The organism is Streptomyces misionensis, assembly GCF_900104815.1.
Classification (GTDB): domain Bacteria; phylum Actinomycetota; class Actinomycetes; order Streptomycetales; family Streptomycetaceae; genus Streptomyces; species Streptomyces misionensis.
This window is the reverse complement of record NZ_FNTD01000004.1, coordinates 838294-851203: the sequence shown is the minus strand read 5'-3', so window position 1 is coordinate 851203 and position 12910 is coordinate 838294. Positions and strand designations below refer to the sequence as shown.

Here is a 12910-nt window from a genome sequence, read left to right as displayed (position 1 = left end):
GTCGGCCGCGTCACCAGGGCAGGAAGACGTGGATGTCCTTGCCCTCGTCGTGCACCACCACACTGACCTGGGTGCACAGCGTGTGCACCAGATGCCAGCCGATGCCTCCGCCGCCCGTGCGCGGATGGAAGGGCCGGGGCTCCGGGCGGGTGGTGCTGCTGTCGCGCATCGTCACGTGCACGCCGTCGAAGGTGCGCCGCATCCGCAGGTCGAACGGGCCGGGCGCGTACTGGATCACGTTGGCGGCCAGTTCGGTCACCACCAGCAGGATGTCGTCCCAGTACTCGTCCTCGCCCGGCGGCGCGGCGCGGGCCAGCGCACCGAGGAAGTCCTCCGCGGCGAGCCGCGCCTCGGTGACGTTGCGCAGCTCGCCCGCGAAGGAGAACGTCCGCTCGTACGTCTCCTCGGAAGGCGGGGTCTCGTCCCAACGCGGCTCGGTCACGGTCTCGCATTCCCCCGGCCTCGGCCGTACGGAGCCCCTGTGCTGCCCCGTGCGGCCAGGACGGTCGTCGTCGCTGATCTTTCGCTGCGGTGCGGGTTCCCACAGCCGGGCCGGATATCCGTCCGTGCGGCCGTCTGCCGGTGCGGCTCCGCGGACGGTGCGGGTGACCCGTGCGGGCTCGGACGGTTTCCGCGGGACACGGTAGACCCTGAGGCCCCCGGTGCGGCACACCGCCTCCCGGCCGCGGCGGGGTTCCGTGCGTGATCGGCCGGTGAGGCGGGCGCGTGTGGGGACTCGGCAGACATGAGTGACATGAGCCATGTGAACCCCGACCCGGAACCCGAGCGCACCACCGGCCTGGAGCCGGGCGGCTCGGTGCCGCCCGGCGAGACCCCGCCCGCCGAGAGCAGCATGCCCCAGGCCGCGACCCGGGAGCCGCACGCGAACCAGCGCGGCTGGGCCAAGGCGCCACTGGCGCTGATCCTGGCCGTCGTCGTGCTGATCGCCGCGTTCTTCCTGGTCTACGCCCTCGTCCTGATCCGCTGACCATCCCGACCCGCACCGCGCGTGCCCGGTACGGTCCTGCCGGCCGCGGGGGCCGGTCAGCCCTGGGTGTGGCGGACGCACTCGGTGACGACGTCGCGCAGGCTGTCCGTGTGCTCCAGCAGGCGGCGCTGCTCGCGGGCGCCGCTGCCGCGTCGCAGCAGTTCCTCGACGCCCTTCTCGGCGCGGGCGCCGTCGCCGCTGTCGTCGAGGGCGTCCCCGATGTGGTCGAGCAGCGAGCGCAGCACCTGTCCGGCGGGCCGGGGCCGCATGGTGTGGGGGTCCAGCAGGTCGCCGTCGAGTCCCGAGCGGGCGGCCTGCCAGGACGCCAGCCGCAGCAGGCTCACACTGTGGTCGGGGGCAGGGCGGCCCGCGCGCCAGTCCCGGGCGGCCGTCTCCACCAGGCCCCGGGCGAGGGTGGCGACCAGCAGGGCGTCCTCCGCGTACAGGCACACGTCCGAGACCCGCAGCTCCACCGTCGGATAGCTGGCCGACAGCCGTGCGTCGAAGTACGCCATCGCCTCGTCCAGGATGACCCCGGAGGCCACCATGTCCGCCACCCGCCGGTGGTACCGCTCGGGCGAACCGAACAGTTCGGTGGGCCCGGCCGACGGCCAGCGCGACCACACCCGGCTGCGATAGCTGCGGTAGTTGGTGTCATGCCCTTGCCAGAAGGGGGAGTTGCCGCTGATCGCGGTGAGCGCCGGCAGCCAGGGCCGCAGCCGGTCCAGGACCGCCACGCCCTCCTCGTCGGACTCCACCGACACATGCACATGGCAGCCGCAGACCAGTTGGTCACGGGTGCCGACCCCGTACCGGTCGGCCAGCCACAGATACCGCTCGTTCACCGTCAGCGAGGGGCTGACCGGCAGCGGCGAGGTGGCGAGCGCGGCGACCGCGCAGCCGATCTGCCCGGCGTGCCGGGCCGCCTCCTTCCGGCAGCGCACGATCTCCTCGCCGAGGTCCGACATCTCGGCCTGCGGGTGGGTGGCGAACTCCAGCATCTGCCCGAACAGTTCCGGCTCGAACACGTCCTGCCCGGGATCGTCGTGCGCGGCCCGCGCCAGCACGGCAGCCGCCAGCGCCTTCGGGTCGCCACTGTCCGGATCGACCAGGAGGAGTTCCTCCTCCACTCCGACCGTGCGCACTCGGTGCCGCCTTCCTCCCCGTCACCGGGGGCAGCCAGGGGTCTGTCCGTACGACCCCGACTGCCCCGGTGACGGCCGCCGACACCTGCGCCGTCAGCGCACGGGCGCCAGGAACACCGTGGCCAGCGGCGGCAGCGTGAGGGCGAGCGAACCGTCGGCCGGCTTCAGCGCCCCCGGCGGGCCGACGGCGACCCCGCCGCCCCCGTAGCGGGCGTCGTCCGTGTTCAGCTCCTCCTGCCAGGCCGGGACCTCCTCCGGGACCCACAGCCGGTAGTCGTCGCGGACCACGGGGGAGAAGTTCGACACCGCGAGCAGCGGGGAGCCGTCCGCGGCGAACCGCAGGAACGCGAAGACGTTGTCGTCCGCCGCGTCGCACTGCACCCAGCGGAAGCCTCCCGGGTCGGTGTCCCGCTGCCACAGCGCCGGCCGCGCCCGGTACAGCGCGTTCAGGTCCCGGACCAGCGCCTGCACGCCCCGGTGGTCGCCCGCGGAGTGGTAGTCGTCGTCCAGCAGCCACCACTCGGGCCCCTGCGCCTCGGACCACTCGGCGCCCTGGGCGAACTCCTGCCCCATGAAGAGCAGCTGCTTGCCCGGGTGCGCCCACATGAAGCCCAGGTACGCGCGGTGGTTGGCGCGCCGCTGCCACCAGTCGCCCGGCATCTTCGACACCAGGGCCTGCTTGCCGTGCACCACCTCGTCGTGCGAGATCGGCAGGACGTAGTTCTCGCTGTACGCGTACACCATCGAGAACGTCATCTCGTGGTGGTGGTACTTGCGGTGCACGGGCTCCTTCTGGATGTACTGGAGCGAGTCGTGCATCCAGCCCATGTTCCACTTCAGCCCGAAGCCCAGCCCGCCGCTGTCGGTCGGCCGGGTCACCCCGTCCCACGCGGTGGACTCCTCGGCGATGGTCACCACGCCCGGGCAGCGCCGGTACACGGTGGCGTTCATCTCCTGGAGGAACGCCACCGCGTCCAGGTCCTCCCGGCCGCCGAACACGTTCGGCTCCCACTGCCCGGAGTCCCGCGAGTAGTCCAGGTAGAGCATGGAGGCGACCGCGTCCACCCGCAGTCCGTCGACGTGGAACTCCTCGCACCAGTACACGGCGTTGGCGACGAGGAAGTTGCGCACCTCGGTGCGGCCGTAGTCGAACTCGTACGTCCCCCAGTCCGGGTGCTCGGCGCGCGAGGCGTTCCCGGGCTCGTACAGCGGATCGCCGTCGAACCGGGCCAGCGCCCAGTCGTCCTTGGGGAAGTGCGCAGGCACCCAGTCCACGATCACGCCGATGCCCGCCCGGTGCAGCGCGTCCACCAGGTACCGGAAGTCGTCCGGGGAGCCCAGCCGGGGCGTCGGGGCGTAGTACGAGGTGACCTGGTAGCCCCAGGAGCCGCTGAACGGATGCCCGGCGACCGGCATCAGCTCCACATGCGTGAAGCCCATCTCCTTGACGTAGGCGGGCAGTTCGTCCGCGAGCTGACGATACGTCAGTCCGGGTCGCCAGGACGGCAGATGCACCTCGTACACGGAGAACGGCGCCTCGTGCACCGGGGTGTCGCCGCGGTGCGCCATCCACTGCGCGTCGCCCCACTCGTGGTGCGAGGCCGTCACCACCGACGCCGTGTCCGGCGGCACCTCGGTGCACCGCGCCATCGGGTCCGCCTTGAGGAACCGGTGGCCGTGGCGGGAAGTGATCTCGAACTTGTAGCGGTCGCCCTCGCCGACCCCGGGCAGGAACAGCTCCCACACCCCGGACGCGCCCAGCGAGCGCATCGGGTACTGGGTGCCGTCCCAGTAGGTGAAGTCCCCGGCCACCCGCACCCCCCGGGCATTGGGCGCCCACACGGTGAACCGGGTGCCGGCCACGCCCTGGTGGACCATCGGCTCGGCGCCGAGCGCCCGCCACAGCTGCTCGTGCCGGCCCTCGCGGATCAGATGCAGGTCCAGCTCGCCCAGCGCGGGCAGGAAGCGGTACGGGTCGTGCACCTCCCGCTCGTCCTCGTCGTACGTCACCAGCAGCGTGTACGCCGGGATCCGCGGGTAGGGCAGCACGGCCGAGAACAGCCCGCCGCCCTCCGACACGAGCGGGTTGCGCATCCCGTCGACCAGGACGCTCACCGCCCGCGCGTTGGGGCGCAGCGCCCGGAACAGGGTGCCGCCCGGCACCGGATGGGCGCCCAGCAGGGCGTGCGGGTCGTGGTGCGCCCCGCCGAGCAGCCGGTCCCGGTCCGCGGGGTCCAGGACGGCCGAGGCCGCAACCGGGCCCGCGGCCTCGGGACGCGAGGTGTCGCGCAGTGCCATGCCGTCAGCCTCCCCACACCGCGAGTCGTTTGATCGCGGCCATCGGTACCGGCAGCCAGTCCGGCCGGTGTCTCGCCTCGTACAGCACCTCGTACACCGCCCTGTCCGTCTCGTGCGCGCGCAGCAGCGCGTGCTTCTTGCGTGGATCCCAGCCCGCGCGGGCCGCGTAGCCCGCGCAGAACGCCTCCCGGCAGCGGCGCGCCCACTCGGGTCGCCAGGGGCGGCGCTGCCGGGCCGCGTAGTCGAAGGAGCGCAGCATCCCCGCCACGTCCCGCACCGGGGACTGCGGGGCCCGCCGCTCGATGAGCGGCCGGGACGGCTCCCCCTCGAAGTCGATGACGAACCAGTCGCGGCCGGCCCGCAGCACCTGCCCGAGGTGCAGATCGCCGTGGATGCGCTGGGCGGGCGGCCCGGTGTCGCAGGTGGCCAGCGCCCCGAACGCGGCCCGCAGTCCGGGCACGAACGGCTTCAGCCCCGGCACCGCGTGGGCGGCCGCGTCCAGGCGCGCGCACATCTCCTCGGCGGTACGGCCGTTCTCGCCGGGCCCGGCCGGCGGGAACGCCTCGGCCAGCGCCAGGTGCACCTCGGCCATCGCCCGGCCCAGCGCCCGGGCCTCGGCGGTGAAGTCGTCGCCCGCCGCGAGCGCGGCCAGCGCCAGCGTCCAGCCGTCGGCGGCGTCCGGCAGGAACGGCTGGAGCACCCCCAGCGTGGCCGGGCGCGGCGCGGTCGTGGCGAACCAGGCCACCGGCGCGGGCACCCGGGTGCAGCCCAGCGCGGCCAGCGCCGCCGACACCTCCAGGTCCGGGTTGACGCCCGGCTGGATGCGGCGGAACAGCTTCAGGATGTACGCGTCGCCGTACACCAGCGAGGTGTTGGACTGCTCGGCGTCCAGCAGCCGCGGTGGCAGACCCCCGGGCACCGGCGCGGCCGGGTCCGCCTCGAAGCGCAGCGGGCCCGCGGTGCCCGGCCGGCGCAGCCGCTCCAGGAGCAGGCTCGCCGAGCGCGGGTCGTACAGCGCGTCGTAGACCGCGAGCCCGGCCAGCGGACCCGCGGTGGCGCGCCCGATGAACGCCCGCTCCAGGCGCGGCGCGAGCCGCTCGCGCAGGCCGAGCAGCAACTGGTAGCAGTCGCCGGGCGGGGCGGTGCCGCCGGGCGCGGGCACCGGCGCGTGCGAGGCGTGCACCAGCAGATGCAGACACCCGGGGAACAGCTCGGTCACGCTCAGCACCGACAGATCGGTCACGGGCCGGTCCTTGCCCGCGAACCAGCGCTGCCGCGGCAGCCACTGGCGCAGCAGCCCGCCGAGCGAGGCGAGGGGGCCGTCGACGCCGGCCGCGGTTCTCGGCCGGAGGGTGATGGTCTTCGGCATGGTGACGCGTCCTTTCCTCGGCGCCGCGCGCTCAGCGGCGGCGGCCGATGCGGGATGCGACTCGGGTGAGCCGGAACCAGTAGAAGCCGTGGCCCTGCAGGGTGAGCAGATAGGGCAGTTCACCGATGGCGGGGAAGCGCACCCCGCCGATCAGCTCGACCGGGTGCCGTCCGTCGTAGGCCCGCAGGTCCAGCTCCGTGGGCTGGGCGAAGCGGGAGAAGTTGTGCACGCACAGCACCAGGTCGTCCTCGTACTCCCGCAGGAAGGCGAGCACCGCCGGGTTGGAGGAAATCAGTTCGGTGTACGTGCCGAGGCCGAAGGCGGGGTTCTGCTTGCGGATCTCGATCATGCGCCGGGTCCAGTGGAGCAGCGAGGACGGCGAGGACATGGCGGCTTCCACGTTGGTGACCTGGTAGCCGTAGACCGGGTCCATGATCGTGGGCAGGAAGAGCCGGCCCGGGTCGCACGTCGAGAAGCCGGCGTTGCGGTCGGGGGTCCACTGCATGGGGGTGCGCACGGCGTCGCGGTCGCCGAGCCAGATGTTGTCGCCCATGCCGATCTCGTCGCCGTAGTAGAGGATCGGCGAGCCGGGCAGGGACAGCAGCAGGGCGGTGAACAGCTCGATCTGGTTGCGGTCGTTGTCGAGCAGCGGGGCGAGCCGGCGCCGGATGCCGATGTTGGCGCGCATGCGGGGGTCCTTGGCGTACTCGGCCCACATGTAGTCGCGTTCCTCGTCGGTGACCATCTCCAGGGTCAGCTCGTCGTGGTTGCGCAGGAAGATGCCCCACTGGCAGCCCGACGGGATCGCGGGCGTCTTGGCGAGGATCTCCGAGACGGGGTGGCGGGACTCGCGCCGTACTGCCATGAAGATCCGCGGCATCACGGGGAAGTGGAAGGCCATGTGGCACTCGTCGCCGCCGCGCTCGTAGTCGCCGAAGTAGTCGACGACGTCCTCGGGCCACTGGTTGGCCTCCGCCAGCAGCACGGTGTCCGGGTACATCGCGTCGATCTCCCGCCGGACCCGCTTGAGGAACTGGTGGGTCGCGGGCAGGTTCTCGCAGTTGGTGCCCTCCTCCGCGTAGAGGTAGGGGACCGCGTCCAGCCGGTAGCCGTCGATGCCCAGGTCCAGCCAGAAGCGCAGGGCGCCCAGGATCTCCTCCTGCACCGCCGGGTTCTCGTAGTTCAGGTCGGGCTGGTGGGAGAAGAAGCGGTGGAAGTAGTACTGGCCGCGCACGGGGTCGTACGTCCAGTTGGACGCCTCGGTGTCCACGAAGATGATCCGGGCGTCCTGGTACCGCTTGTCGTCGTCGGCCCAGACGTAGTAGTCCCCGTAGGGCCCGTGCGGGTCTTTGCGGGACTCCTGGAACCACGGGTGCTGGTCGCTGGTGTGGTTCATGACGAAGTCGATGATCACGCGCATGCCGCGCTGGTGGGCGGCGTCCACGAACTCCACGAAGTCGGCGAGGTCGCCGAACTCCGGCAGCACGGCGGTGTAGTCGGCGACGTCGTAACCGCCGTCTCTGAGCGGGGACTTGAAGAAGGGTGGCAGCCACAGGCAGTCCACGCCGAGCCACTGGAGGTAGTCGAGCTTGGCGGTCAGGCCCTTGAGGTCGCCGACGCCGTCGCCGTTGCTGTCGTGGAAGGAGCGGACCAGGACCTCGTAGAAGACGGCGCGCTTGAACCACTGCGGGTCGCGGTCCCGGGCAGGGGTGTCCTCGAAGGTGTCCGGTACGGGTTCGTTGACGGTCATGACGCTGCGGGCCCTCCGTTCTCGGGCGTCGATCGCCGGACGTGGAGCACGTGCGCGGGCACCCGGCCGGGTGTCAGGCGCACGTAGTTGGTGCTGCCCCAGTGGTACGTCTCGCCCGTCAGTTCGTCGTGTACGGACAGGTCGGCGTGCCAGTCCAGGCCGAGTTGCGGCATGTCCAACGAGACCGTGGCCTCCTGGGCGTGATGCGGGTCGAGATTGACGACCACGAGGACCGTGTCCGCCCCCGTGCTCTTGCTGTAGGCGAGCACGGCGTCGTTGTCGGTCCGATGGAAGCGGAGATTCCGCAGGCGCTGTAGCGCGGGATGGCGGCGCCGGATGTGGTTGAGGCGGGTGATCAGCGGGGCGATGGTGCGGCCCTCGCGTGCGGCGGTGTCCCAGTCGCGTGGGGTGAGCTGGTACTTCTCGGAGTCGAGGTATTCCTCGGAGCCTTCGCGCAGGGGGGTGTTCTCGCACAGTTCGTAGCCGCTGTAGATGCCCCAGCTGGGGGAGAGGGTGGCGGCGAGGACCGCGCGGACCTCGAAGGCGGGGCGGCCGCCGTGCTGGAGGTAGGCGTGCAGGATGTCGGGGGTGCTGGGGAAGAGGTTGGGCCGCATGTAGGCGGCCGCCTCGCCGGTCAACTCGGTGAGGTATTCGGTGAGTTCGGCTTTGGTGGTGCGCCAGGTGAAGTAGGTGTAGGACTGCTGGAAGCCGATCTGGGCCAGGGTGTGCATCATGGCGGGGCGGGTGAAGGCCTCGGCCAGGAAGATCACGTCGGGGTCCCGGCCGTTGATCTCGGTGATGACGCGTTCCCAGAAGACGACCGGTTTGGTGTGGGGGTTGTCGACGCGGAAGATCCGCACTCCGTGGTCCATCCAGTGCCGCAGCACGCGCACGGTCTCGGCGACGAGGCCGTCCATGTCCGCGTCGAAGGCGATGGGGTAGATGTCCTGGTACTTCTTCGGCGGGTTCTCGGCGTGGGCGATGGTGCCGTCGGGCCGGTGGTGGAACCACTCGGGGTGCTTGTGCACCCAGGGGTGGTCGGGGGAGCACTGGAGGGCGAAGTCGAGGGCGATCTCCAGGCCCAGCGCGCGGGCCTGGCCGACGAAGTGGTCGAAGTCCTCGATGGTGCCGAGTTGGGGGTGGACGGTGTCGTGTCCGCCCTCGGGGGAGCCGATGGCCCAGGGCACGCCGACGTCGTCGGGGGTGGCGGTGAGGCTGTTGTTGCGGCCCTTGCGGAAGGTGTGGCCGATCGGGTGGATCGGGGGCAGGTAGACGACGTCGAAGCCCATGTCCGCGATCGGCTTCAGCCGCCGCGCGGCGGTGCGGAAGGTGCCGTGCGGGCACTGGTCGGTGCCCTCGCTGCGGGGGAAGAACTCGTACCAGGAGCCGAAGAGCGCGCGCTCGCGCTCGACCAGCAGGGGCATCGGGTCCGACGCGGTCACCAACTCCCGCAGCGGAAACCGCGCGAGCACGTCCTGGACCTCTGGACAGAGCGCGGCCTTGAGGCGGTCGTGGACCGAGCGGGAGTCGTCGCCGAGGGCGCGGGCGGCGGCGGCCACCAGGTCCCGCTCGGGGCCCTTCGGGACTCCGGCCGCGGCGCGCTCGTACAGCTCCGCGCCCTCCTCCAGCACCAGCCCGGTGTCGATCCCGGCCGGCACCTTGACCGAGGCGGTGTGCCGCCAGGTCGCCAGCGGATGACTCCAGGCCTCCACCCGGAAGGTCCAGCGGCCCGTCACGTCCGGGGTGACCTCGGCGCCCCACACGTCGCTGCCCGGCGACAGTTCGCGCATCGGGGTCCAGGGGCCGCGCCGGCCCCTCGGATCGCGCAGGACCACATTGGCGCCGACGGCGTCGTGCCCCTCGCGGAACACGGTGGCGGTGACCTGGAACGTCTCCCCGGTCACCGCCTTCGCCGGGCGCCTGCCGCACTCCACGGCCGGCCGGACGTCGCGTACCGGTACACGGCCGATGGCCGGGGTCCTGCGCATGTATCTCACCTCCGCCGTGCGCGGAGCCGGGCACCGGCCCGGCTCCGCGATCCGAGAGCGGGGCCGGCCCCAGCCGGTCCCCGGGGGAACGCCTTGTACGGTGCCAGCTCAGGAGCTCGGCGCCGTGGAACGCCGCTCCGATGTCGGCGTCCTTCGTGCCGAACGGCGCGCCTTCGGCCGTCCGTCCTGCTCGCGCAGGTAGGTGACCAGACTCGTGCGCAGATAGCGCTCCGCCGCGTCCGCCGCCTCGCGGGCGCAGCGTTTGCCCATCAGCACGCACAGGGTGTACCCCGAGTCCTCGAACGTGGCCCGGACCCTGCGGTCGTACGGCGAGGCGAGCATCACGCGCTCCCAAGCCCGGTAACGCCGCAACTGCCGGGCCACTTCGGCCTTGGCGGGTAGCAGCATGGCCCTCTTCACCTTCCACGCTCTCGACTGGGCGCGTTCCCGACGGTCGGGTGGCGACCGCGCGGGGGTGGGCGCGGCACCGTTACGGCGATCGAGGCTTTCACTCATGGTGCACGGGTGACGACGCAGCGTCTTGTTGGAGCTTCAATCAACTCGGGCGGCGGTGTTCGTGTTGCACGAATGGCGTAGTGCCCTCACCGTGGAGGTGACTCAGAAGCGATCAACGCTCACGCTGTGTGTCCGGGATCCCTCCCGGACAGGGCGAGGGGAGCGAGAGCCGCGCCGGTGAGGAGCAAGCGACGATGAAGACCGCAGTGCCCTGCTACTACCACCTCGACGTGGAAGTCAGCCCGGAACGGGTGGGACAGGTCAGCCGCATCCTGGCCGCCCACCTCCGCTACTGGGACCTCGACAATCTCGTGGACCCCGTCTGCCGCGGCGCGGAACTGCTGCTGCACGCGATCGACCAGCACGCGACGGACAAGCACACCTCCATCGAGATGTGGTGGAACGGGCAGCACCTCATCACCGCCTTCGGTGACGACGACCCGGACCTGCGCCCGGACCAGGACCTGCGGGCCGCCCTCGCGGACATCGCCGCCATGAGCGACGGCTGGGGCTGCTGCGCCCCCGACACCGGCAGCAAGATCATCTGGTTCTCGCAGCGGGCCCGCGCGGGCGAGCGCGTCCCGCTGGTGCCGCTGCCGCCCGAGCCCTTCCTGAGCACGGGCCTGACCGAGCCGCGCCGGCACCGCGTGGCCGTCCTGGCCGCCCCCGTGCCCGCCGGCGACACCACCCCGGAGGGCCGCCGGTGAGCCCCCGCACCACCCGGAAGGGGCTGCCCGTGTGGAGCGGGCAGCCCTACCCGTTGGGTGCCGCCTTCGACGGACAGGGCACCAACTTCGCGCTGTTCAGCGAGGTGGCCGAGCGGGTCGACCTGATCCTCGTGGACGACGACGGCCGGGAGACACCCGTACGGCTGCACGAGGTCGACGGCTTCGTCTGGCACGCCTATCTGCCCGGCGTCGGGCCCGGCATGCGCTACGGCTACCGGGTGCACGGCCCCTGGCAGCCCGCGCTCGGCCACCGCTGCAACCCGGCGAAGCTGCTGCTCGACCCGTACGCCCGCGCCGTGGCCGGTCAGATCGACAACCACGCCTCCCTGTACGAGCGTTCACCGGACGGCCCGGCCCCCGCCGACAGCGCCGGGCACTCCATGCTGGGCGTGGTCACCGACCCGTACTTCGACTGGGGCGACGACCGGCCGCCGCGCACGCCGTACGCCGACTCGGTGATCTACGAGGCCCATGTGCGCGGGCTGACCCGGGTGCACCCCGAGGTCCCGGCCCGGCTGCGCGGCACCTACGCCGGGCTCGCCCACCCCGCCGTCATCGAGCATCTGACCTCGCTCGGGGTGACGGCGGTCGAGCTGATGCCGGTGCACCAGTTCGTCCAGGACGGGGTGCTCCAGGACCGCGGGCTGTCCAACTACTGGGGCTACAACACCATCGGCTTCTTCGCCCCGCACAACGCGTACGCCGCCTTCGGCAGCCGGGGCCAGCAGGTCAACGAGTTCAAGGCGATGGTGAAGGCGCTGCACGCGGCCGGCCTGGAGGTCATCCTCGACGTGGTCTACAACCACACGGCCGAGGGCAACGAACGCGGCCCCACTCTGTCCTTCCGGGGCATCGACAACGCCTCCTACTACCGTCTGGTGGACGGCGACTGGGCGCACTACTACGACACCACGGGCACCGGCAACAGCCTGCTGATGCGGCACCCCTACGTGCTCCAGCTGATCATGGACTCGCTGCGGTACTGGGTCACCGAGATGCACGTCGACGGCTTCCGGTTCGACCTCGCGGCCACGCTGGCCCGGCAGTTCCACGAGGTGGACCGGCTGTCCGCGTTCTTCGACCTGATCCAGCAGGACCCGGTGATCAGCCGCGTCAAGCTGATCGCCGAACCCTGGGACGTGGGGGAGGGCGGCTACCAGGTGGGCAACTTCCCGCCGCTGTGGTCGGAGTGGAACGGCCGCTACCGGGACGCCGTACGGGACTTCTGGCGCGCCGAGCCCGGCTCGCTGGGCGAGTTCGCATCCCGGCTGACCGGCTCCTCCGACCTGTACCAGCACAGCAGGCGCCGGCCCCGCGCGAGCGTCAACTTCGTCACCGCGCACGACGGGTTCACGCTGCGGGACCTGGTGTCGTACAACGAGAAGCACAACGAGGCCAACGGCGAGGACAACCGGGACGGCGAGAGCCACAACCGGTCCTGGAACTGCGGGGCGGAGGGCGACACCGACGACCCCGCCGTGCTCGAACTGCGGGCCCGTCAGCAGCGCAACCTCCTCGCCACGCTGCTGCTGTCGCAGGGCATCCCCATGCTCTGCCACGGCGACGAACTCGGGCGCAGCCAGCGGGGCAACAACAACGCCTACTGCCAGGACAACGAGATCTCCTGGATCGACTGGAAGCTCACCGGCGAGCAGCGCGGCCTCGTCGACTTCACCCGGCAGCTGATCGCGCTGCGCGCCGCGCACCCGGTGCTGCGCCGGCGCCGCTTCTTCCGGGGCGAGACCGCGACGAACGCCGCGCAGCCGCTGCCCGACCTGATGTGGCTGCGGCCCGACGCCCGCGAGATGACCGGGCGGGACTGGCAGCGCGCGGACGCGCACTCCGTCGGCGTCTTCCTCAACGGCGACGCGATCGCCGAACGGGACGAGTACGGACGGAGGCTGACCGACGACTCCTTCCTGCTGCTGCTCAACGGCTACTGGGAGCCGGTCGACTTCCGCCTGCCCGACCACACGTTCGCGGAACGCTGGACGACCCTGGTCGACACGGCCGACCCGGAGGGCGTCCCGGACGAACGGGAGCGCAAGGCGGGCACGCGGCTGCGGGTGGAGGCCCGGAGCCTGGTGCTGCTGACCCGTCCGTCGCGCACGAAGGGCACATGACGGAC

Annotated in this window: 10 protein-coding genes; 3 read left to right on the top strand and 7 right to left on the bottom strand. The window is 71.8% G+C overall.

Features of this window, described 5'->3' with window-relative positions; translation table 11 throughout:
* Positions 1–10: 10 nt before the first annotated feature.
* Positions 11–442, bottom strand: coding sequence for an ATP-binding protein (locus BLW85_RS05440; RefSeq protein ID WP_070026690.1), 432 nt, complete (start codon positions 440–442; stop codon positions 11–13).
* A gap of 312 nt (positions 443–754) precedes the next feature.
* On the opposite strand from BLW85_RS05440, the gene BLW85_RS05435 reads away from it, so the two are divergent.
* Positions 755–988, top strand: a complete 234-nt coding sequence (locus BLW85_RS05435; protein ID WP_070026691.1) for a DUF6480 family protein — start codon at positions 755–757, stop codon at positions 986–988.
* 56 nt (positions 989–1044) lie between these two features.
* Here BLW85_RS05435 and BLW85_RS05430 read toward each other — a convergent pair whose 3' ends face one another.
* The 6 genes from BLW85_RS05430 to BLW85_RS05405 all read right to left on the bottom strand — a co-directional run bounded on the left by BLW85_RS05430 (position 1045) and on the right by BLW85_RS05405 (position 9946).
* On the bottom strand, positions 1045–2133 hold the full coding sequence (locus tag BLW85_RS05430) for a glutamate--cysteine ligase 2 (protein ID WP_070026692.1): 1089 nt from the start codon (positions 2131–2133) through the stop codon (positions 1045–1047).
* Positions 2134–2226: 93 nt separating this feature from the next.
* On the bottom strand, positions 2227–4431 hold the full coding sequence (gene glgB / locus BLW85_RS05425; protein WP_074991089.1) for a 1,4-alpha-glucan branching enzyme: 2205 nt from the start codon (positions 4429–4431) through the stop codon (positions 2227–2229).
* A gap of 4 nt (positions 4432–4435) precedes the next feature.
* Positions 4436–5800, bottom strand: a complete 1365-nt coding sequence (locus BLW85_RS05420; protein ID WP_074991087.1) for a maltokinase N-terminal cap-like domain-containing protein — start codon at positions 5798–5800, stop codon at positions 4436–4438.
* Between the two features lie 31 nt (positions 5801–5831).
* Complete coding sequence (treS, locus tag BLW85_RS05415; RefSeq protein WP_074991085.1) at positions 5832–7550, bottom strand: maltose alpha-D-glucosyltransferase; 1719 nt, start codon at positions 7548–7550, stop codon at positions 5832–5834.
* Positions 7547–9538, bottom strand: coding sequence for an alpha-1,4-glucan--maltose-1-phosphate maltosyltransferase (locus BLW85_RS05410; RefSeq protein ID WP_074991082.1), 1992 nt, complete (start codon positions 9536–9538; stop codon positions 7547–7549). Before BLW85_RS05410 ends, treS begins: the two co-directional genes overlap by 4 nt.
* A gap of 108 nt (positions 9539–9646) precedes the next feature.
* The gene (locus BLW85_RS05405; RefSeq protein WP_070028405.1) at positions 9647–9946 is read right to left on the bottom strand and encodes a DUF5133 domain-containing protein; all 300 of its coding nucleotides are present in this window, start codon (positions 9944–9946) and stop codon (positions 9647–9649) included.
* 302 nt (positions 9947–10248) lie between these two features.
* Between BLW85_RS05405 and BLW85_RS05400 the strand changes: the two genes are divergently transcribed.
* Both BLW85_RS05400 and glgX read left to right on the top strand, forming a co-directional pair.
* Positions 10249–10761, top strand: a complete 513-nt coding sequence (locus BLW85_RS05400; protein WP_070028407.1) for a pep a2 — start codon at positions 10249–10251, stop codon at positions 10759–10761.
* On the top strand, positions 10758–12905 hold the full coding sequence (gene glgX / locus BLW85_RS05395; RefSeq protein ID WP_107409070.1) for a glycogen debranching protein GlgX: 2148 nt from the start codon (positions 10758–10760) through the stop codon (positions 12903–12905). The genes BLW85_RS05400 and glgX overlap by 4 nt, the downstream gene beginning before the upstream one ends.
* Positions 12906–12910: the final 5 nt, after the last annotated feature.